This window comes from Mesopusillimonas faecipullorum, from assembly GCF_020539505.1.
Classification (GTDB): domain Bacteria; phylum Pseudomonadota; class Gammaproteobacteria; order Burkholderiales; family Burkholderiaceae_B; genus Mesopusillimonas; species Mesopusillimonas faecipullorum.
In genome coordinates this window covers 387,747-407,786 of sequence record NZ_JACDXW010000002.1, presented here as the reverse complement: position 1 = coordinate 407,786, position 20,040 = coordinate 387,747, and the positions used below count along the sequence as shown (strand labels likewise).

Annotated in this window: 17 protein-coding genes; 11 read left to right on the top strand and 6 right to left on the bottom strand. The window is 58.4% G+C overall.

The window, feature by feature from the left end; all coding sequences use genetic code 11:
- Positions 1-33: 33 nt before the first annotated feature.
- Positions 34-354 carry a hypothetical protein gene (locus H0484_RS05305; RefSeq protein ID WP_226953413.1) on the bottom strand — a complete coding sequence of 107 codons (321 nt, stop codon included), beginning with the start codon at positions 352-354 and terminating at the stop codon, positions 34-36.
- Positions 355-550: 196 nt separating this feature from the next.
- Here H0484_RS05305 and xth point away from each other — a divergent pair, with 196 nt between their 5' ends.
- The 11 genes from xth to H0484_RS05250 all read left to right on the top strand — a co-directional run bounded on the left by xth (position 551) and on the right by H0484_RS05250 (position 13,912).
- Positions 551-1,336, top strand: a complete 786-nt coding sequence (gene xth, locus H0484_RS05300; RefSeq protein WP_226953412.1) for an exodeoxyribonuclease III — start codon at positions 551-553, stop codon at positions 1,334-1,336.
- 3 nt (positions 1,337-1,339) lie between these two features.
- Positions 1,340-2,101 (top strand): spermidine synthase, encoded by a 762-nt coding sequence (locus tag H0484_RS05295; RefSeq protein WP_226953411.1) that lies wholly within the window; start codon positions 1,340-1,342, stop codon positions 2,099-2,101.
- Between the two features lie 29 nt (positions 2,102-2,130).
- A complete protein-coding gene (locus tag H0484_RS05290) occupies positions 2,131-3,099 on the top strand; it encodes an ABC transporter substrate-binding protein (RefSeq protein ID WP_226953410.1) in 969 nt (322 codons plus the stop codon).
- A 22-nt stretch (positions 3,100-3,121) separates the two neighbouring features.
- Positions 3,122-4,000 (top strand): ABC transporter permease, encoded by an 879-nt coding sequence (locus tag H0484_RS05285; RefSeq protein WP_226953409.1) that lies wholly within the window; start codon positions 3,122-3,124, stop codon positions 3,998-4,000.
- 16 nt (positions 4,001-4,016) lie between these two features.
- Complete coding sequence (locus H0484_RS05280) at positions 4,017-4,811, top strand: ABC transporter ATP-binding protein (protein ID WP_226953408.1); 795 nt, start codon at positions 4,017-4,019, stop codon at positions 4,809-4,811.
- A gap of 304 nt (positions 4,812-5,115) precedes the next feature.
- On the top strand, positions 5,116-6,384 hold the full coding sequence (locus tag H0484_RS05275) for an efflux RND transporter periplasmic adaptor subunit (protein WP_226953407.1): 1,269 nt from the start codon (positions 5,116-5,118) through the stop codon (positions 6,382-6,384).
- A 69-nt stretch (positions 6,385-6,453) separates the two neighbouring features.
- A complete protein-coding gene (locus H0484_RS05270) occupies positions 6,454-9,657 on the top strand; it encodes an efflux RND transporter permease subunit (protein ID WP_226953406.1) in 3,204 nt (1,067 codons plus the stop codon).
- The gene (locus H0484_RS05265) at positions 9,654-11,129 is read left to right on the top strand and encodes an efflux transporter outer membrane subunit (RefSeq protein ID WP_226953405.1); all 1,476 of its coding nucleotides are present in this window, start codon (positions 9,654-9,656) and stop codon (positions 11,127-11,129) included. The genes H0484_RS05270 and H0484_RS05265 overlap by 4 nt, the downstream gene beginning before the upstream one ends.
- Positions 11,126-11,854 (top strand): pyridoxine 5'-phosphate synthase, encoded by a 729-nt coding sequence (locus H0484_RS05260; RefSeq protein WP_226953401.1) that lies wholly within the window; start codon positions 11,126-11,128, stop codon positions 11,852-11,854. The genes H0484_RS05265 and H0484_RS05260 overlap by 4 nt, the downstream gene beginning before the upstream one ends.
- Positions 11,855-11,871: 17 nt before the next feature.
- Positions 11,872-12,447: a nitroreductase family protein gene (locus H0484_RS05255; RefSeq protein ID WP_226953399.1), complete on the top strand. Its 576-nt coding sequence runs from the start codon at positions 11,872-11,874 to the stop codon at positions 12,445-12,447.
- Positions 12,448-12,526: 79 nt separating this feature from the next.
- Entirely contained in the window at positions 12,527-13,912 is a 1,386-nt protein-coding gene (locus H0484_RS05250) for a dihydrolipoyl dehydrogenase (RefSeq protein ID WP_226953398.1), read from the top strand.
- A 27-nt stretch (positions 13,913-13,939) separates the two neighbouring features.
- On the opposite strand, the gene H0484_RS05245 is transcribed toward H0484_RS05250, so the two are convergent.
- From H0484_RS05245 to H0484_RS05225, 5 genes are all read right to left on the bottom strand, one after another.
- The gene (locus tag H0484_RS05245) at positions 13,940-14,503 is read right to left on the bottom strand and encodes an SCO family protein (RefSeq protein WP_226953717.1); all 564 of its coding nucleotides are present in this window, start codon (positions 14,501-14,503) and stop codon (positions 13,940-13,942) included.
- 101 nt (positions 14,504-14,604) lie between these two features.
- A complete protein-coding gene (locus H0484_RS05240) occupies positions 14,605-16,689 on the bottom strand; it encodes a M3 family metallopeptidase (protein WP_226953397.1) in 2,085 nt (694 codons plus the stop codon).
- Between the two features lie 101 nt (positions 16,690-16,790).
- Positions 16,791-17,660, bottom strand: coding sequence for a bifunctional methylenetetrahydrofolate dehydrogenase/methenyltetrahydrofolate cyclohydrolase FolD (folD, locus tag H0484_RS05235; RefSeq protein WP_226953395.1), 870 nt, complete (start codon positions 17,658-17,660; stop codon positions 16,791-16,793).
- Positions 17,657-18,283 (bottom strand): response regulator transcription factor, encoded by a 627-nt coding sequence (locus H0484_RS05230; RefSeq protein ID WP_226953394.1) that lies wholly within the window; start codon positions 18,281-18,283, stop codon positions 17,657-17,659. The genes folD and H0484_RS05230 overlap by 4 nt, the downstream gene beginning before the upstream one ends.
- A complete protein-coding gene (locus H0484_RS05225; RefSeq protein WP_226953393.1) occupies positions 18,280-20,037 on the bottom strand; it encodes a PAS domain-containing sensor histidine kinase in 1,758 nt (585 codons plus the stop codon). Before H0484_RS05225 ends, H0484_RS05230 begins: the two co-directional genes overlap by 4 nt.
- Positions 20,038-20,040: the final 3 nt, after the last annotated feature.

Sequence of the window (20,040 nt, the reverse complement as noted above, 5' to 3'; positions counted from 1 at the left end):
GCGGCGAAAGCAGGGGGAGGTTCGGGCTGGGAGTCAGGCGGCGTCGGGGGTGTAGCCCAGTTCGCGCAGCGCTTGTTCTTGAGTTTGCACCGAGTCGCACAACAGCACCAGGGTATCGTCAGGATTCAAGTTGAAGAGCAGCTCGGCCAAGGCCTCGGCGACAGGTGACGAAGCATCCAGCGAGGCCACGTGAACTTCGCCCAATTCGAATTGTTCGGCATGCACCCACTCGGCGGCGCGTTCTATGTCGGGCGCGCTAACGCCTATATACGCAGTGAAGCGGGCGTCTTCGTGGCTGACGTCTAGGATGATGGGTTCGTTGCCGGGCGGGGTGGTGCCGTTGGGGATGGACATGATGGGGTGCTACAGCCTGAAAGACTGCAACGAAGTCTGCAAAGCATAATCATACCAAGAGCCATCGCGGTAAATGCGAGCACTTACTGGATAGACCACGAAGTTGACGGTTGTTGTGGGCGCGTGCGACACAAGCCCGACGCAGGGTCTGGCATACTGTGGCCTGCCTAGCTACTATGGATTCCTTCTGAGCATCATGAAATTCGCCACCTGGAACGTCAATTCCTTAAAAGTGCGCCTGCCGCAGGTACTGGACTGGCTCAAGGCCACCGAAGTCGACGTGCTTTGTTTGCAAGAACTCAAGTTGGCCGACGAGCATTTTCCGCTGCAGGCTTTTGTCGATTTGGGCTATGAAGCCAGTTGGGCGGGCCAGAAAACCTATAACGGCGTGGCCATTGTGTCGCGTCTTCCGGGTACCGACGTACAGCGTAATATTCCTGGGTTCGAAGACCCTCAGCGTCGCATTATTGCCGCAACCTTGCCGGCGCCGGATGGGCCGGTACGCGTGATTAGTGCCTATTGCCCCAACGGGCAGTCGCTGGACAGCGATAAATACCCTTATAAATTGAGCTGGTTTGCGGCTTTGCGTGACTGGCTTGAACAAGAATTACGCGCGCATCCCCGCCTGCTGGTGCTAGGGGATTACAACGTGGCGCCTCATGATGAAGACGTGCACGACCCCGAAAAATGGGCAGGCCAGGTGCTGGTGTCCGAACCCGAGCGTCGGGCCTTCAACGAGTTGCTGGGGCTGGGTCTGTCTGATGCATTCAGGCTGTTCGAGCAAGAACCCAAGCAGTTCAGCTGGTGGGATTACCGTCAACTGGGCTTTCGACGCAATGCGGGCATGCGCATAGATCATGTTCTGGTGTCGGATGCCCTCAAATCAGCGTGTGTCTCCTGTGTCATTGACAAAGAACCGCGTCGTTTGCCGCAGCCGTCTGATCACGCGCCAGTGGTGGCGCAGTTCGATTTTGGGGCTTGAAGCATGAGCCGCAGCGCAAGCCGCTACGAGCCCTGGGAGGACGATGAGCCCACTTTGTCGGAGTTGTCGGGGGTGCGTTATTTGCACTTTGGCACCGAGTGGGTTCAGGGCGCCATGCGCGTGCGCAAGCCCGACGAACTGGTGCTGGCTTACACCAAGCAGATGATGGCCTGGTTATTGTTTCAAGCGCCGGATGACACCCAGACGCTAGGCATGCTTGGCTTGGGCGCGGGGTCGTTACTGCGTTTTGCCCTGAAGCACACGCCTGCGCAGCTGGTGACGGTGGAATGGAACCCCAATGTCACTGCCATGTGCCATGCTTATTTCAAGCTGCCCAGCCACGCACGCTCGCGTATCGTGCACGAGGATGCCGGCGAGTGGGTGATGCACCCCGAGAACACGGGCCTGTGCAGCGCGCTGATGGTCGATTTATACGACGCCACGGCACAGGGGCCTGTGCGCGACTCTTTGGCGTTCTACCAAGGATGCAGGCAAACGCTGGCGCCAGGTGGCATCATGACGGTGAACCTGTTTGGTGAGCACGAGAGTTTTCCGCGTAACATGACAAACATAGGCGAGGCCTTTTCAGGAAGAGTGCTGGCGCTACCTGAGGTGGATGCGGGCAATCGTATTGTTCTGGCCTTTCGCGACGCCTGGCCCGACATAGAAGACAACGCCTTGCTTGATCGCGCCCAGGCGCTGGAAGCGGCAAGCAAGTTACCCGCCATGCGCTGGGCCAGGCATGTGCTGGCGCAATTGGGTTAGGCAAGAAATTCCCTTTCAAGGAGCTTCTCATGAGCAAAAACAACTGCCAATGGCGTAACTGGTTATTGGGCGCAAGTTTGGCCCTGGCTTCCGCCGCAACGTTTGCGCAATCTGTGGCGGTGGTGTCTTTTGTCGAGCATCCCGCGCTGGATGCCATGCGTGATGGTGTGGCAGAGGCACTGGCTGAAGCCGGCTACGACCAAAACAACAAAAACTTCAGCTGGCAGTTCCAAAGTGCGCAAGGCAATAACGCCGTGGCCGCTCAGATTGCTCGCAAGTTTGTCGGCGACAAGCCTGACGTGATTGTGGCGATTGCCACGCCCGCAGCGCAGGCGGTCGTGGCCGCCACGCGGCGTATTCCTGTCGTATATGGGGCAGTCACAGACCCTGTGGGCGCTCAACTCGTGCCCAGCTTGCAGGCTTCCGATACCAACGTGACCGGGGTGTCCGATGCTTTGCCCATAGATGACCAGATCGCCTTGATCCAACAGCTGCTGCCGCAAGCCAAACGTATAGGGGTGGTGTACAACCCTGGCGAAGCCAATTCGGTGGCGGTGCTAGAACAGTTGCGCGATAAGCTGCCTGAGGCAGGGATGAGCCTGGTTGAGGCCAGCGCGCCGCGTACGCTGGATGTGGGCGCTGCTGCGCGCAGCCTGATAGGCCGCGTCGATGCTATCTATACCAGTACAGACAACAATGTGGTTTCTGCTTATGAGGCCTTGGTAAAAGAGGGTAACGAGGCGGACATCCCCTTGATTGCCGCCGATGTGGATAGCGTCAAGCGGGGTGCCGTGGCGGCCTTGGGGCAAAAGTATCACGAGATGGGCAAACAGGCCGGACGCATGGCCGTGCGTATTCTGAAAGGCGAGAACCCCGGTGATATGCCTTCGGAAGGGGGCACGGAGCTGGAACTCTACCTGAACGAGAATGCCGCGCGTGAGCAGGGTGTAACCTTGCCTCAAGCGTTATTGGATCAGGCCGCCGTCGTACTTCGCTAAGCCTTTCCCTAGAGAGAACGGTATGAGCGCCTATGCATTCTGGGGGGCCATAGAGGTGGGGCTGGTGTTCAGCCTGGTGGCTCTGGCTGTGTATCTGTCGTTTCGGGTGCTGCGGTTTCCCGACCTGACCGTAGACGGCAGCTTTCCCCTGGGGGCTGCGGTCTGCGCCACCCTCATCAGCATGGGCTGGGATCCTTTCGCGGCAACCGCCATGGCGTTTCTGGCAGGCGCTTTGGCGGGTGCCCTGACGGGCTGGCTGAACGTCGGTTTGCGCATCATGGACCTGCTCGCCGGTATCCTGGTCATGATTGCCTTGTACTCGATCAACTTGCGCATCATGGGCAGGCCCAACGTGCCATTGATCATGGAGCCCACGGTGTTCAATGCCTTCCAGTCCGAAGGCTTGGACGATATGTTGCTGCGCCCGGCTATTTTGCTGGTGGTGGTGATTGCCGCCAAACTGTTGCTAGATGCGTTTCTGCGCTCCCAAATGGGTTTGGCCATGCGCGCCACCGGGGCTAACCCACGCATGGCGCGTGCTCAGGGCGTACCCACCGGGGGCGTGGTTGTGATCGGGCTGGCTTTATCCAACGCCTTGTGTGCCTTGGGCGGTGCTTTGTTCGCTCAATCGCAGGGAGGTGCGGATATTTCCATGGGTATCGGTACCATCGTCATAGGCTTGGCGGCGGTGATTGTGGGAGAAAGCCTGTTCCATAGCCGGCGCTTGGTTTGGATGACCTTGGCTGTCATCATCGGTGCGGTCTTGTACCGATTCTTTGTCGCCTTGGCGCTGAATGCCGACATGATAGGCCTGGAGGCGCAAGACCTGAATTTGATTACCGCCGTTTTAGTGACGATAGCGCTGGTGGTGCCCATGCTGCGCCGGCGCCGCCGATCCTGACTCCACGGAGAACCGCATGCTCACACTAAAAGACTTGCGCGTTGTTTTCAATGCCGGCACGCCCATACAGAATGTCGCTCTGGATGGGCTGGCTCTGCATGTGCCGGCAGGCCAGTTTGTCACGGTGATAGGCAGCAACGGCGCGGGTAAGTCCACCTTGTTGAACGTGATTTCCGGTGAGGTCACGCTAGATGAAGGCAGTATTCAAATAGATGGCATGGAGATGGCGGGGCTTAGCGCCTGGCGCAGGGCAGGCCACGTCGCGCGCGTATTTCAAGACCCGCTGGCCGGAACCTGCGAAGACCTCAGCATAGAAGAAAACCTGGCTTTGGCCGATGCCCGAGGTCAGCGGCGTGGGCTGGGGCGTGCGGTAAGACGGGAGAGACGAGAGGAATACCGCGAGCAGTTGCGCCTATTAGACCTGGGTTTGGAGGATCGCCTTGAGGACCCCATAGGTCTGTTGTCGGGTGGTCAGCGGCAGTCGGTGAGCCTGTTGATGGCGGCGCTACGCCCCTCCCGTATTTTGCTGCTGGATGAGCACACTGCTGCCCTAGACCCACGCACCGCCGACTATGTATTGGCGCTGACGCGTAAGCTGGTCAAGGACAAAGGCTTGACGACGCTGATGGTGACACACAGCATGAGGCAGGCCTTGGAGATAGGTGATAGGCTGGTGATGCTGCATCGTGGCAAGGTGGCGCTGGACGTTGCTGAGCCAGCCAGCAAAGGGCTGGGCGTGCCCGATTTGTTAGAGATGTTCCAACGCGTGCGGGCGGAGGCGATTTCCGACGACGCTCTGTTGTTGGGTTAAGCGTCAAAAAGGGTGATGTTGACACCCATCGAAATATTTAAAGGCCGTACGTAACGAAGTTGAAGCTAGCGATTTTTTGTTTTTTCCCTTAACATCCGGTTGGTCGTTAGCGTGATGCACATGCAGCAATCTTTTTGCTCGACTTGAGGCACTCGCAGACGAGATCAGTATTTGTTTCGATTTATACTCTAGTGACATTTTTTCGGGCGCCGCTCATTGCTGCGGCGCTCGTGTCGTTCCCATTCATTCCATTACGTCTTGTCATTCAGCGATACGCGGGCAAGGCGTCAGCAGGAGCCATTCAATGCGCAAAGCGTCACTGCCGCTACAGCAGAAATTCCGTGTGCTTGCCCTGACATCCGTCTTGTTGTTGGCGGCCTGCGGCGATAAGCCGAAGCAGGGGCCGGACATGGCAAACATGCAGGTCCCCGTCAGTGTAGTGACGGTGCAGCCTAGCCGTGCGGAAATCTCCGTCGAACTGCCCGGACGTGTGAGCGCCATCAAGGATGCTCAGATTCGCGCACGAGTCGATGGCATTGTCGAGTCCATCAATTTCAAGCAGGGTGGCGATGTCAAGGCGGGCGACTTGTTGTTCACCATAGACCCGGCGCCTTATCAGGCTGCGCGAGCCAGCGCTTACGCCGAACTTAAACGTGCCGAAGCCAATGCTATCAGTGCTCGTCAACTGGCTCAGCGTTACAGCAAGTTGATTCAGGCTAATGCTGTCAGCCGTCAAGATTACGATAACGCTGTGGCGCAAGCCGCACAGGCGGATGCGGCGATTGCGGCGGCCAAGGCAGCTTTGCAAGCGGCTGACATCAATCTGGGCTATACCAAAGTCACCTCACCCATAAACGGCCGCATTGGCCAGTCCATGGTTACCGAAGGGGCTCTGGTCAGCGCGGCGGCGGCGACGCAAATGGCTGTGGTGCAACAGATCGATGATGTTTACGTCGACGTCACCCGCTCTACCACTGAATTAGCGGCCATGCGTCGCGATTTGGCTAGTGGTCGTTATCAACGGACCGAAGACGGCGCGGCGCAAGCACGCGTAGTGCTGGAAGACGGCTCTTTGTACGACCAAGATGGTGAGATGCTGTTTTCGGGCATTAGCGTTGATCCTGGCACAGGGCAGGTGACGATTCGTTCCGAGTTCCCCAACCCCGAGCAGATTCTTTTGCCCGGCATGTATGTGCGTGTGCGTTTGCCTCAGGCCGTGGATGTAAACGCCATGCTGGTGCCTCAGCAAGCGTTGCAACGCGCTGCCGACGGAAGTAGTAGCCTGATGGTGGTGGTAGACGGTAAGGTACAGGTCAGACCTGTAGAGGCCGGCATTTCCATAGGCAGCAACTGGCTGATCAATAAGGGTTTGGCGGCCGGAGACGTAGTGATCGTGGCGGGCTTCCAGAAGCTTCGTCCTGGCGCTCCAGTGCAGGCTATGCCCTGGAAGCCCGAGGCCGCCAATGGTGCAGCCCAGGGGGCCGCGCCCGCGCAGCCTGATCAAGCCGGCGCCGCGCCATCCGGTGAATCGGCTCCAGGCCAAGCCGCCGATGGCGGCGCGCAAAGCAAGTAAGCCCCTCTCTCCTGACATGCCCCGGCAAACCCGGGGCGTGCGCAGTCCAAGCCTGCAAAGTGAGTGCACATGCCACAGTTTTTCATAGATAGACCGATTTTTGCCTGGGTGGTGGCGCTAGCCATTACTCTGGCCGGCCTGCTGGCAATTCCCAATATGCCGGTATCGCAATACCCCGACGTCGCTCCGCCGTCGGTCACCATTAACGCCACTTACCCTGGGGCGTCGGCTCAAGACGTTGCCGACTCGGTTGCCAGCGTCATTGAAAACGAGCTCAACGGTGCCAAGGGCCTGCTTTACTACGAGTCGGTCAGTGACTCGTATGGACAAGCCGAGATCACTGCGACCTTCCAGCCGGGTACAGATCCGGACATGGCTCAGGTGGACGTGCAGAACCGTATCTCTAACGTCACCTCCCGTTTGCCTGCCGCTGTCATGCAGCAGGGTTTGAAAGTCGAGCAAAGTAATCCGGGCTTTCTGTTGTTGGTCACGATGTCGTCCTCTGACGGCAGCATGGACCAAACCGCTATTGCCGATTACATCGCCCGTAACGTTCAGAACGAAATCGCGCGCGTGCCCGGCGTGGGTAAGTTTCAGCTGTTCGCTTCACCCCGAGCCATGCGCGTTTGGGTAGATCCCGATAAGTTGACGGGCTTCCAGATCAGTATGGCGGAAGTCATGTCTGCGATTGCCAACCAGAATACCCTGGTGTCAGCCGGTATTCTGGGATCGCCTCCCAACCCCAGTGACCAACAGGTCTCTGCGCCTATCGTGGTCAATGGCGAATTACGCACGGTCGAAGAATTCGAGAACATCGTGTTGCGTGCCAATACAGATGGGTCTTCGGTTCGCGTAGGCGACATTGCCAGAGTGGCGGTTGGTTCAGACAACTACCAGTTCGGTGCTCGCCTGAATGGCAAGCCCACGGCAGCTTTTGCTATCTCTCTTACTCCTGATGCCAACGCTTTGTCGACGGCCGAGGGTGTAAAGACCAAAATGGCCGAGCTGTCTCAGTATTTCCCGCCCGGCATTGAATACGCCGTTCCTTACGACACCACGCCTTACGTCAATACCTCCATCAAGCAGGTGATACACACGCTGGTCGAGGCCATGTTCCTGGTGTTCGTGGTCATGTTCATCTTCCTGCAAAATGTACGCTATACGCTGATTCCAGCGCTGGTGGTGCCTATCGCCATCTTGGGGGCGATGACGGTGATGCTGGCGCTGGGGTATTCCATCAACGTGCTTACCATGTTTGCCATGGTGCTGGCCATCGGGATTCTGGTGGATGACGCCATTGTGGTGGTGGAGAACGTCGAACGTATCATGGTAGAGGACGGGTCCTCACCCCGAGAGGCCACCAGCAAGGCCATGCCGCAGATCAGCGGTGCGGTTGTGGGTATGACGCTGGTGCTGGCGACGGTGTTTTTCCCGCTGGCTTTCATGAGCGGTTCGGTAGGTATTATTTATCGCCAGTTTGCCGTGGCCATGGCGGTTTCCATTCTGTTCTCCGGCTTTCTGGCTCTGACTTTCACCCCAGCGCTGTGCGCGACCATCCTCAAGCCTATTCCCAAAGGTCACCACGAGGTGAAACGGGGTTTCTTCGGCTGGTTCAACCGTAAGTTCGACGGGCTGACGCATAGCTACGAAGGTTGGGTGGGTAAGTCTCTCAAACGCACCGGGCGCTTGATGCTGGTGTATCTGGTGCTGGTTATTGCCATGGGTTTCCTGTATTTCAGGCTGCCTACCTCCTTCCTGCCTCAGGAAGACCAAGGCTACACCATCGTCAACATCGAGCTGCCCGCCGGCGCTACCGCCAACCGCACCATCGATGTGATCGAGCAGGTCGAGAATTACTTCTTCGATCAGCCTCAGGTGAAAGACGTCATTACGGTTCAGGGCTTTAGCTTTAACGGTAGCGGCTTGAACGCGGCTATTGCCTTTACGCCACTGAAGGATTTCTCCGAGCGTAAAGGGGTAGAAAACTCGGCCCAGGCGATTGCCGACCGTGCCAATGCGCACCTGTTGTTCGGTATTCCCGACGCTATGGCGTTCTCCATCGTGCCACCGGCCATCTCGTCTCTGGGCAACGCCGCCGGCTTCGACATGCGCTTGCAGGATCGTGGTGGGGTGGGGCAGGTTGCCTTGCAGCAAGCCACTCAGCAATTGCTGGGCATGGCCATGCAAAATCCCATGCTGTCTGGCGTTCGCGTCACAGGCTTGGGGCCTGGGCCTCAGCTCGATGTCACCATAGATCGTGAGAAAGCGGCTGCGCTAGGGGTGGACTTCAGCGACGTTGCTGCCGTGCTTTCCGCTGGCGTGGGTTCTAGTTATGTATCGAAATTCCCCAATATGGGGCGCATCGAGAACGTCTGGGTACAAGCCGAAGACTCGCAGCGCATGGGGCCCGAAGACATCATGAAGATGACGGCGCGCAACCAGGCCGGCGAGGCTGTGCCCCTGTCTTCGTTTGTGAAAGCCGACTGGAGCTTCGGCCCGGTGCAGGTGGTGCGCTACAACAGCTACCAGGCGATTCGTATCGGCGGTACGGCAGCCCCGGGGTACTCCACTGGCGAAGCCATGACCGAAATGGAAAACATGGTGGGGCAACTGCCCGCGGGTTTTGGTTACGAGTGGACGGGGCTTTCTTACCAAGAAAAGCAAGCCGGCGCGCAAACCCTAGTGCTCATGGGTTTGGCCATGTTGGTGGTATTCATGGTGCTGGCCGCCTTGTATGAAAGCTGGGCTATCCCCCTGTCGGTGATGCTGATGGTGCCGCTGGGCATGTTGGGTGCGGTGGGGCTGGTGACTGCCCTGGGCATGGAAAACAACGTGTATTTCCAGGTGGGTATGGTCACCGTTATCGGTTTGGCGGCAAAGAACGCGATTCTTATCGTTGAGTTTGCCAAAGACGTGTATGCCGAAACAGGTAATCTGGTGACGGCCACCATCGAGGCCGCACGCCTGCGTTTCCGCCCCATTCTGATGACGTCCTTTGCCTTCATTCTGGGTGTGGTGCCGCTTACCTTGGCCAGCGGCGCCGGCGCAGCAGGCCAGAACGCCGTGGGTTTTGGCGTATTGGGCGGTATGCTGGCAGCCACGCCTTTGGCTATGTTGTTCGTGCCTACGTTCTTCGTATTCGTCATGACGCTCTTCAAAGCCAAAGTTAAGGCTAATCCACACCACACGTCGTTGACATCAGTGCATCACGACGATGCCGCAGACGAAACCCCCCCGACGTCGGGCTCGGACAAACAAGGAGATCAGGCATGAAGCAGCAAGTTTTTCGACGTGCCTGGTTGCCTTTGGTGCTGGGCGTGGTGTTGTCGGGCTGCTCGTTGGCGCCCAAGTACGAGCGTCCCCAGGCACCGGTACCCGCCCAGTTGCCCCTGGCGGGGGCTGCAGCCGAATCCAGCGATATGGCTGCCGATCTGGGATGGCGCGAGTTTTTCCGGGACCCTCAACTGCAAGCGCTGATTGAGCTGGCCTTAGAGAACAACCGCGATTTACGCATGGCCGTTTATCGTGTTGACGAGGCTCGTGGTCTTTACGGCGTACAGTTCAGTGATCGTTTGCCCACCATAGGCATAGGTGGGCAAGGGCAGCTTACGCGCCTGCCCGAAGACATGCGCCAGCCAGGTGCCGACAGCGTTACGCGCACCTACCAAGCCGGGCTGGGCATTACTTCGTTCGAAATCGATTTGTTCGGGCGGGTACGCAATCTCAGCGAAGCGGCCTATCAGCAGTATCTGGCAACCGAAGCAGGGCGCCGCACCGCGCATATCGCTTTGGTCGCCCAGGTGGCTCAGGCCTATTTCAGTCTGCGAGCCGCCGAGCAACAGTACGCACTGGCGGGCAGCACACTTAAGGCGCGCCAACAGTCCTACGATTTGGTTAAGCTGCGTTATGACAATGGCGTAGCGGGCGCGCTGGATTTGAATCAAGCCAGCAGCCAGCTGGAAAGCGTGCGTGCCGATCTGGTGCAGTTTGAGCGCCTGAAGACGCAGGCAGCTAATGCCTTGCAACTCTTGCTTGGTCAAAGTGTGCCGGCCGATTTGCCAACAGCGGCGACTTTTGGCAAAGATCAGTTGCTGGCTCAGGTCCCGGTGGGTTTGTCCTCCGAAGTCTTGCTGCGTCGTCCTGATATTGACAGCGCAGAGCACCAGCTATTAGGCGCAAACGCCAATATTGGTGCTGCGCGCGCTGCCTTTTTCCCCAATATCAGCCTGACCGGAATTCTGGGTTTTGCCAGTCCGGCATTAGGTGGCTTGTTCGGCTCGGGTAATCGTTATTGGACCTTCCAGCCCAATATCACCATGCCCATTTTTGCCGGCGGTACGGTAGGCAATCTGCAGGTGGCCGAGGCACGCAAGAACATCGCCATTGCCCAATACGAGAAGTCCATCCAGACAGCCTTCCGTGAAGTGGCGGATGCCCTGGCGGGCGAGGCCACCTACGCCGCTCAGCTTGATGCGCTGCGCCGATTAGAACAGTCGGCTGCCGAGTCGCTTGAGCTTTCCCGTCTGCGTTACGACAACGGCATAGATAGCTTCTTGCAGGTTCAAACGGCAGAAATCACCTTGTTCACTACCCAGCAACAGTTTATACAGGTGGGGCTGGCTTCTTTGACGAACCGGGTTGAACTCTACAAGGCTCTGGGTGGCGGCTGGAATGCCGATACGGTGTCTGAAACGTCGCCTGATACAGAGCAAGCGGCCTCCACTACCCAAGGTGACGCCTCATGATAGAGTTGGGCGTCAATATCGACCACGTGGCTACCTTGCGGCAGCAGCGTGGTACCGATTACCCAGATCCCATCCGTGCCGCGCAGGTGGCTGAAGATGCGGGGGCCGATCTGATCACCCTGCATTTGCGTGAAGACAGACGCCATATCCAGGATGCCGACGTCTTTGCCATGCGCAAGGCCATACGCACGCGCATGAATCTGGAATGCGCGGTCACGCCGGAAATGCTGGAAATTGCTTGCCGCGCGGAACCCGATGATGTGTGTCTGGTGCCCGAGCGGCGCGAAGAGCTGACGACCGAAGGTGGTTTGGACGTCATCACTCACGAGCAGTCGGTGCGTGCGGCTATCGAGCGCTTACAGCAGGCGGGTATCAGAGTGTCGCTGTTCATCGACCCAGACGCCCAGCAGATTCGTCAGGCGCACGCGCTGGGCGCTACGGTGGTCGAGCTGCATACCGGTGCCTATGCCGAAGCGGCGATGGCTGATCAGCCCGCTCATCTTGAGCGGCTGCGCGAAGCCGTGGCCGTCGGTGTGGGTTTGGGCTTGCGTGTCAATGCGGGCCACGGCTTACACTATGACAACGTCGCGCCCGTCGCAAGCATGCCCGGCATAGCAGAACTTAATATCGGCCATGCCATAGTGGCACGCGCCGTATTCGATGGCTTTGAGACCGCTGTGCGCGATATGAAGGCCTGTATGATTCGTGCCGTATACGGCAAGTAGTGTTAAGGAGTTTGTGCATGACCGCCACCCCCATCGAAGCCCTGTTGTCGCGTCGCTCTGCCAAATTGGTGGGCGCTCCGGGCCCGGATGCCGAGCAACTGGATCTTATTTTGCGTGCAGGGATGACTGCGCCGGATCATGGCCGTGCTCAACCATGGCGCTTTACCTTGATCGAAGGGCCCGCCATTGTTGAGTTTGGCGAGTTTGTCGTGCGTGCTCAAGAAGCCGCCGGGCAACCCATGCCCGAGCAAAAGATCAACACCATGCGGTCTTGGCTGGCTCAGGCACCGTTGCTGCTGGCCTTGGCCTGCCACCTTAATCCAGAAGACAAGCGCTTTCCCGAACAGGAACGCATATTGGCTGCCGGTGCGGCTGTCACACAAATGTTGAATGCCGCCCATATCTTGGGTTTCGGCGCTTTCTGGAGCACGGGTTTGGGTACCTACCTGCCCGCCGTACAGCAAGAGCTTGGCTATACCGAACCCGAGCACAGGCTGCTGGGTTTCATGTCCATCGGTACACCGTTGCGGGCCATGCCCAGCCCTATGCGCCCCGACCCTGCGACATTCATTCGCCGCTGGCCGCAAGCCTGAGCCTTTTTGAACCCGGCGCAAAGGCCGGGCGGCACGCTTGCCGGCCATTGCGCAGACCTCCATCACAAGGAGTACTGACATGCGGACCCTACATACCGATGTCGCTGTAATAGGTGCGGGCACAGCCGGCATGACGGCGTATCGCGCCGTAAAAAAACAAGGTAAGCAGGCTCTGCTGATCGAAGGCGAATACTACGGCACGACTTGCGCCAGGGTAGGGTGCATGCCTTCCAAATTGCTGATTGCCGCAGCACATGCTGCCCATGTCATGCGTCAGGGCCCCACGTTTGGCGTGCATATTGACGACCGGATACGTGTGGATGGCCGGCAAGTCATGGAGCGTGTTCGCAACGAGCGAGACCGCTTCGTGGGTTTCGTTCTGAAAGACGTAGAGAATTTTCCTGCCGAAGATAAACTTTGGGGCCAGGCGAAGTTCCTGTCCGCCACGCGCATCCAGGTGGGTGACGATACCGTGGTTGAAGCGTCCAGCGTTGTCATCGCAACGGGTTCGGCACCGGTCATCCCCGAGATGTATAAAGGGCTGGGCGACAGGCTTGTAGTCAACGACGATGTGTTTTCATGGCAAGACTTGCCCAAGCGAGTGATGGTCGTTGGTACAGGTGTTATTGGCCTGGAGCTGAGCCAAGCCCTGGCGCGGCTAGGTGTAGAGCTTGTCGCGGTAGGGCGCAGCGCGAGCTTGGCAGGCATTGCCGATGAGCAGGTTAAATCCAGCGCACTTGAAGCGCTACGCGAAGAACTGGATATTCAGCTGAATGCGCAGGTATGCAGCGTCAAGCGCGAGGATGACGAGGTGGCGGTGGAATATAAGCTTTCTGACGGCACTTTACGCCAGGAGCGCTTTGACTACCTACTGATGGCGGCGGGGCGTAAACCCAGACTGGAGGGTCTGGGCCTGGAAGACATAGGCGTCAAGCTGAACGACAAAGGTATGCCCGAGTTCGACGTGCAAACCTTGCAGTTGCAAGGGCAGCCTATTTTTCTGGCGGGGGATGTCAATGGACTGCATCCCATTTTGCACGAAGCCACAGACGACGGTTACCTTGCCGGTAAGAACGCAGCGGCTTATCCCGATGTGCAGGCAGGCGAGCGACGGGCCGCCTTGGGCATCGTGTTCACCGAACCCCAGATCGCCAAAGCGGGCAAAGTGGGCAAGTCTTTACCCGACGATGTCGTGATAGGTGAAGTCAGCTTCCGCAATCAGGGGCGTTCACGGATCATGCTGGAAAACCGGGGCTTGCTGAGACTTTATGTGCAAAAAGGTAAAGGCTTGCTATTGGGTGCCGAGATGGCTGGGCCCAGAGTCGAGCATTTGGCACATCTGCTGGCTTGGTCGATTCAGCAAAAATTAACCGTTGCACAGATGCTTGAGATGCCGTTCTACCACCCTGTGATAGAAGAAGGTTTGCGCACCGCCTTGAGGGACGCGGCAGCGAAACTAGCCTGAGTGTTGGCGCCTTAAGCCTTAAGGGGCTTAAGGCCGCATCAATGCTTTGACGTTTTCGGCCAACTCGCCCACCGAGCTTGCATCCGAGGCCAGTAATCTGGCCTTGCCTTGTTGATCGAAAATATAGATGCCCCGCGCATGGGTGACTTCATAGCGCTCGGGGTCATCACCTTGGGGTTTCTCTATCTGATAGGCCACGCGATAACGCCGCGCCACATTGGCTATCTGCTTTTCCGTGCCGGAAAGCCCCATGGCATGGGCATCGAACATACTGACATAGGCCTGCAGTTGCTCGGGCGTGTCACGATGCGGGTCGACACTGACGAACAGAATGCGTGCATTCCGGGCATCATCCCCAAGCTTTTGCATGACCATGGAAAGTTGCCCCATGGTGGTGGGGCAAATGTCGGGACAATTGGCATAGCCAAAGAACATCATGACCACCTTGCCCGCCAATGCGTCTTCGGTGACCAGGGTGTCATCCGGCCCTTGAAGCGTGAATTTCAAGTCGGGTAAAAAGCCAGAGACCTTATGAATAAGAGGGCGGGCCGGCGCTTGCTCTGTGGGCGTAAGCGCCATAGCAGCGGGCATGCCCAAGGCGCTGATCAGTGCCGAGGTACAAAGCAGGCTACGAAGAAAAAGCGCGGCGGACATGCGTAGAGGCCTCAATAGGTTTTTTACTGAACAGTGCCTTAGGCACTGGCCGTATCAGTGGACAGAGCCGTGTCCATACCCCCATGGCGCAACAAAGCATCCAAAAGCGGGGCTCGGCCACGAAACGCCAGGAAGGAGTCGGCTGCGGGACGTGTGCCGCCCACTGCCAACACTTCGTCCAGAAAGCGCTTGCCCGTGTGCGGGTGCAAGGTGTCTTGCCGGCCTTCGGCCTGTGCGGCTTCTTCGAAAGCAGCGTAAGCGTCGGCGGAAAGTACTTCGGCCCACTTGTAGCTGTAATAGCCCGCCGCATATCCGCCCGCGAACAGATGCGAAAAATTGTGCGGAAAGCGGTGCCAGCTGGGCGGAATGACCACCGCCACTTCTTGACGTACCTCGTTCAGGGTTTGCAGCACCTGAGCGATATTCATACCTTCAGGGCGCGCATGGATGGCCATGTCAAAAAGGGCGAACTCGATTTGGCGTACGGTTTGCATGCCGCTTTGGAAGTTGCGGGCGGCCAACAGCTTGTCGTAGAGTTCGCGAGGCAGGGGTTCGCCTGTTTGCACATGGGCGGAAAGCGCCTGGACTACCGGCCATTCCCAGCAAAAATTTTCCATGAACTGGGAAGGCAGCTCGATGGCGTCCCATTCGACGCTGGCAAAGGCGCTGACGCCCGGTTCGTCTACCCGTGAGAGCAGCGCGTGCAGCGCATGCCCGCTTTCATGGAAGAGCGTGATGACGTCATCATGAGTCAGCACCGAAGGCTTGCCGTCGGCAGGTGGCGTGAAATTGCAGGTCAGGCCCACCACTGGCAGTTGCAGGTGTTGACCTATACGGCGGCGATTGCGTTCGCTATCTACCCAAGCCCCGCCTTGCTTACCCTGACGCGCATAAAGGTCGACAAGCAGATAGCCCAAAACCTGCCCTTGCGCATCGACAGCACGCAAGGCTTGGGCCTGAGGGTGCCAAAGCCGGATCTCGGGGCAGGCTTCCAGGGTGACCTGGAACAGGGTTTTGACGACCTGGAACAAACCTTGCATGACGCGGGGCTCGGTGAAGTACTGCTTTACCTCGTCTTCGGAGTAGGCATAGCGCTTTTCGCGCAGGCGTTCGGCGTAATAGGGAAGGTCCCAGGGCTCGAGCTCTGTGATTTGATATTGGGTCTTTGCGAAGGCGCGCAGTTCGTCAAGGTCGCGCTGCGCATAGGGTTTGGCTCTATGTGCCAGATCGCGCAGGAACTCCTGAACCTCGCCTGCCGTGCGGGCCATACGTGTTTGCAGGCGCAGCTCGGCAAAATCGGCGTAACCCAATAACTTGGCTTCTTGAGCCCGCAAAGCCAGCAGACGTTCAATAAGAGCGGAGTTATCTTGCTCGGGCTTGCCATGCTCGGATGCCAGGGTGCCGTAGGCGCGATACAGGGTGGCACGTAGCTCGCGGTCATGGGCATATTGCATGACGGGCAGGTAGCAGGGCATTTTCAGGGTCAGCAGCCAGCCGGCCTTTTCTTGCTCTTCAGCGCGCGCGCGCGCCGCCTGTACGACATCGACGGGAATACCGGCCAAACGGCTTTCATCCTCGATCAGCAAGGTCCACTGATCAACGGCGTCCAGCACATTCTCGGAAAATTTTTGCGACACCTGGGCCAGTTCCGCAGCCAACTGCATATAGGTTTCGCGATCTTCTCCTTCGAGACCTACGCCACTAAGCTGGAAGTCGCGCAGCGCGAGTTCGACCACACGCTGACGGGTAGAGGGCCAGTGCTGAAAGTCGGGGCTGGATTGCAGGCGCTGATATTGCTGATACAAACCCAGATGCAGGCCTGTCCAGGTAGAAAACTCGGAAACCTTGGGCAGGCAGTCGTTATAGGCCTGACGCAACTCGGGCGTATTGACTACGGCGTTCAAGTGGCCGACCACCGACCAGGCGCGCCAAAGCTTCTCGCCGGCGGTATCCAGGGGGTCGACGATGGCTTCCCAAGTGGCGGGTAGCGCAGGGTTGGCGGCGGCCTCGACCGCTGCTCTGGCCTGTTCGATAAGCTGATCGACAGCCGGCTCGATATGAGCGGGTTCTATGGCGACGTAATCTATCAGGGTGTCGAGCGGGGCAAGCAGAGGATTGGTCATGGGCAGGCAAAACTCGGAAATTGAACAGTCATATAAAGCAGACAGCCCGACCGCCCGTTGGTTCCTTGGGGGGGCCGGGATCGCTAAGCGAGGAACTGGCTTCAGTCCAACAGGGGCGTGTGAGACAAGGAGCGCTCGGCAGCTTCGATGGTGTTGACCAGCAGCATGGCGATGGTCATGGGGCCTACGCCGCCGGGCACGGGGGTGATGGCGCCGGCCACAGCGCAGGATTCGTCGAAAGCGACATCGCCGGTAAGGCGGCCATCAGGCAGGCGGTTGATGCCCACGTCGATGACGATGGCGCCAGGTTTGATCATGTCAGAACGGATCATATTGGGGCGACCCGTTGCCACCACCAAGACGTCGGCACGGCGTGTCTGGGCGGCCAGATCGCGCGTTTTGGAGTTGCACAGCGTGACCGTTGCGCCCTGAGCCAGCAGCAGCATGGCCATGGGCTTGCCTACGATGTTGCTGGCACCGACAACCACGGCTTCGGCACCACGCAGCACGACTTTTTCGGATTCCAGCATCTTCATAACGCCATAGGGCGTGCAGGGAATGAAGCGAGGCTGGCCCGTCATCAGCAAACCTACGTTGCTGATGTGAAAGCCGTCCACGTCTTTGTCGGCGGCTATGGCGGCTATGACCTGATTGGCGTCGAGAGGGGCAGGCAAGGGTAGCTGCACCAAAATGCCATGAATGGCGGGGTCGGCGTTCAGGCCTTCGATAACATCCAGCAAGGTGGCTTGTGGGGTGTCAGCCGCCAAGCGAATTTCACGCGAGTACAAACCGGCTTTCTCGCAGGCCTGGGCCTTATTGCGCACGTATACGTGAGAAGCCGGGTCGTCACCCACCAAAACTACGGCTAAACCGGCGGTGATGCCTTGTGCCCGCAGGGCCTTGGCACGTTGCGCAACGTCTTCGCGTATGCCGGCGGCCAGCGCTTTGCCGTCTATGATGCGTGCACTCATTTGCTTCCTTGCGGCTGGTTCAGGGCGATCTTCATAAGATCAGCCACCGTGGTGACTTCGAGTTTTTCCATGATGTTGGCGCGATGAGCTTCTACGGTCTTGATGCTGATGTTAAGGTCGCCGGCAATTTGCTTGTTAAGCCTGCCCGCCACAATGCGCTCAAGAACTTGTTGCTCGCGGGAGGTAAGACGGTTAAGCACGGCCTGCTGGCTACGTTGTGCCAGCATCTCGGAGGCTTTGTCTGAAGCCGTTTGCAGCATACGGGCCACGATGCCGCGCAAATCGGTTTCGTTAAAGGGTTTTTCGAGAAAGTCGACGGCGCCTTTCTTGATGGTGGAGACGGCCATTGGTACATCGCCATGCCCGGTGATAAACACGATGGGCAAAGGCGCTTCACGAGCTAAAAGCTCTTCTTGAAGCTCGAGGCCACTCATGCCGGGCATGCGGACATCGACGATCAGCACGGCAACTTCGTCTGGTTCGTAAGCGCCAAGAAAGTCTTCGGCACTGCTGAAACTCTTGACGCGGTAGCCGTTGGCTTCCAGCAGCCAACGTAGCGAGTCGCGCACGGCTTCGTCATCGTCCACGATGTAGACGGTGTGGGAAGTGGGAGGGTTGGTCATGCGTGTAGCTCCTGAGGGTTCTCGGAGAGGTCTGGCGCGGGAAGGGGCACGCGAGGAAGCGTGAAACGGAAAATGGTGCCGCCTTCCGGGTTGGCAGTCGCCCAGAGGCGACCGTGGTGAGATTCGATGATGGTGCGGCAAATGTTCAAGCCCATGCCCAGCCCCTCGGATTTGGTGCTGTAAAAGGGCTCGAAAAGTCGCTCGGGATTCTGCAGGCCATGGCCGCGGTCAATGACGGCAATCTGTATCTGGTTGTCCTGCTCGGTAGCCTCGACGTGCAGAGTGCGATATTCGCTGTTCTCCATGGCTTCTATGCCATTTTTAAGCAGATTCAGCAGAACTTGCTCGATAAGTATGGGGTCGGCCATCACCTGCGGCACGGGGGAGGGCATGGAGGCGTCTATGCCAATTTGGCGCTTGCGGGCGTCGATATCGGCAAAGGCGATGGCATTGTCCATGATCTGGGTGAGCGGAACTTGCTGGCGCCGGGGTTCGCTGCGTTTGACGAACTCGCGGATGCGGCTGATGATTTTGCCGGCGCGTTCGGCCTGGCGCGCGCCTTTTTCAAGCGCTTCCAGCAGCACTTCGGGCTGAGCATTGCCTGATTTGATCATGGCTGAGGCAGCCATGTTGTAGTTGGCAATGGCGGTAAGGGGCTGATTCAATTCGTGCGCCAGCGAGGACGCCATTTCACCCATGGTGGTCAGGCGGCTGGTGAGCTGGATTTTCTCTTGCTGCACGCGCGATTCTTCTTCGTGCTCGCGGCGTTCGGTAATGTCGCGAGCCACTTGCAGCCTGACGCGCCGACCGTCCGTCCAGGCCAACATGCGGTGATGTACTTCGAACCAGCGTTGAGCCGACCCGGAAAAAACCTCTACGGTTTCGTCGGTAAAACGGCCCAGACGCCCCCCCAAGAGTTCTTCGTGGCCATTGGATTGCGCACCGAAAAAGCGTCGGTAGGTGCGGTTGGCAAACAACAACTCCAGGCCTTCGGGCGTGTCGGCCACCACCGAGATGGCATCGTCCAGGCCTTCGAGCACTGTCATGAAGCGTTCGTGGGCGGCGGTGAGAGCCTCGCGTATGCGCTTGGGCTCGGTAATGTCGGTCATGGAGGTCATCCAGCCGATCTGGTCGCCGTTGGGGGCGCGCAAAGGCGAAACGTACATACGAGCGGTAAAGCGTGAACCGTCGCGGCGTTGGGCTTCGACTTCGAGGCCGCTGCTGGGTGTGCGACCTGAAAGCAGTAGGTCCAGGGTTTCTTCGTGCTGGGCATGGCGACCGGGCAGCCAATAGGGGAAGGGCTTGGTTCTTCCGATAAGGTCGGCTTCGTTCCAGCCTATCATGCGGCAAAAAGCCGGGTTGACATAGGCGATGCGCCCCTGCATGTCAAAGACCCGCATCCCGGTGGTAATGGAGTTTTCCATGGCCCGGCGAAACCCGGTTTCCGCGATAAGGGCGGCTTCGGCGCGCGTGCGATAGCGTGTGTAACGCCAGAGCACCAGCAGGGAAATAACGATAAGCGACGATAGCGCGATGACGAACAGGTTAAGCCGCTGCAAACGGGCTTCCTGGTCGATGGTAACGAACATCACGCTATCGTTCTGCAGGCGTTGCATCCAGATGAACACGCCCATGACACACAGATACAAGACGAGCACAACCACCGGCGTTACCCAGTAGCCGCTGCGGCGCGACATCTTGGCCTGCTCGTAGAAGGTGGTCGGGATGAGGGATTTCTTGGGTGTGCTAGCCATGGC

Coding starts and splice junctions, on each gene's coding strand:
- H0484_RS05305 (WP_226953413.1), bottom strand. CDS start 354: ATGTCCATCCCCAACGGCACCACCCCGCCCGGCAACGAACCCATCATC.
- xth (WP_226953412.1), top strand. CDS start 551: ATGAAATTCGCCACCTGGAACGTCAATTCCTTAAAAGTGCGCCTGCCG.
- H0484_RS05295 (WP_226953411.1), top strand. CDS start 1,340: ATGAGCCGCAGCGCAAGCCGCTACGAGCCCTGGGAGGACGATGAGCCC.
- H0484_RS05290 (WP_226953410.1), top strand. CDS start 2,131: ATGAGCAAAAACAACTGCCAATGGCGTAACTGGTTATTGGGCGCAAGT.
- H0484_RS05285 (WP_226953409.1), top strand. CDS start 3,122: ATGAGCGCCTATGCATTCTGGGGGGCCATAGAGGTGGGGCTGGTGTTC.
- H0484_RS05280 (WP_226953408.1), top strand. CDS start 4,017: ATGCTCACACTAAAAGACTTGCGCGTTGTTTTCAATGCCGGCACGCCC.
- H0484_RS05275 (WP_226953407.1), top strand. CDS start 5,116: ATGCGCAAAGCGTCACTGCCGCTACAGCAGAAATTCCGTGTGCTTGCC.
- H0484_RS05270 (WP_226953406.1), top strand. CDS start 6,454: ATGCCACAGTTTTTCATAGATAGACCGATTTTTGCCTGGGTGGTGGCG.
- H0484_RS05265 (WP_226953405.1), top strand. CDS start 9,654: ATGAAGCAGCAAGTTTTTCGACGTGCCTGGTTGCCTTTGGTGCTGGGC.
- H0484_RS05260 (WP_226953401.1), top strand. CDS start 11,126: ATGATAGAGTTGGGCGTCAATATCGACCACGTGGCTACCTTGCGGCAG.
- H0484_RS05255 (WP_226953399.1), top strand. CDS start 11,872: ATGACCGCCACCCCCATCGAAGCCCTGTTGTCGCGTCGCTCTGCCAAA.
- H0484_RS05250 (WP_226953398.1), top strand. CDS start 12,527: ATGCGGACCCTACATACCGATGTCGCTGTAATAGGTGCGGGCACAGCC.
- H0484_RS05245 (WP_226953717.1), bottom strand. CDS start 14,503: ATGCCCGCTGCTATGGCGCTTACGCCCACAGAGCAAGCGCCGGCCCGC.
- H0484_RS05240 (WP_226953397.1), bottom strand. CDS start 16,689: ATGACCAATCCTCTGCTTGCCCCGCTCGACACCCTGATAGATTACGTC.
- folD (WP_226953395.1), bottom strand. CDS start 17,660: ATGAGTGCACGCATCATAGACGGCAAAGCGCTGGCCGCCGGCATACGC.
- H0484_RS05230 (WP_226953394.1), bottom strand. CDS start 18,283: ATGACCAACCCTCCCACTTCCCACACCGTCTACATCGTGGACGATGAC.
- H0484_RS05225 (WP_226953393.1), bottom strand. CDS start 20,037: ATGGCTAGCACACCCAAGAAATCCCTCATCCCGACCACCTTCTACGAG.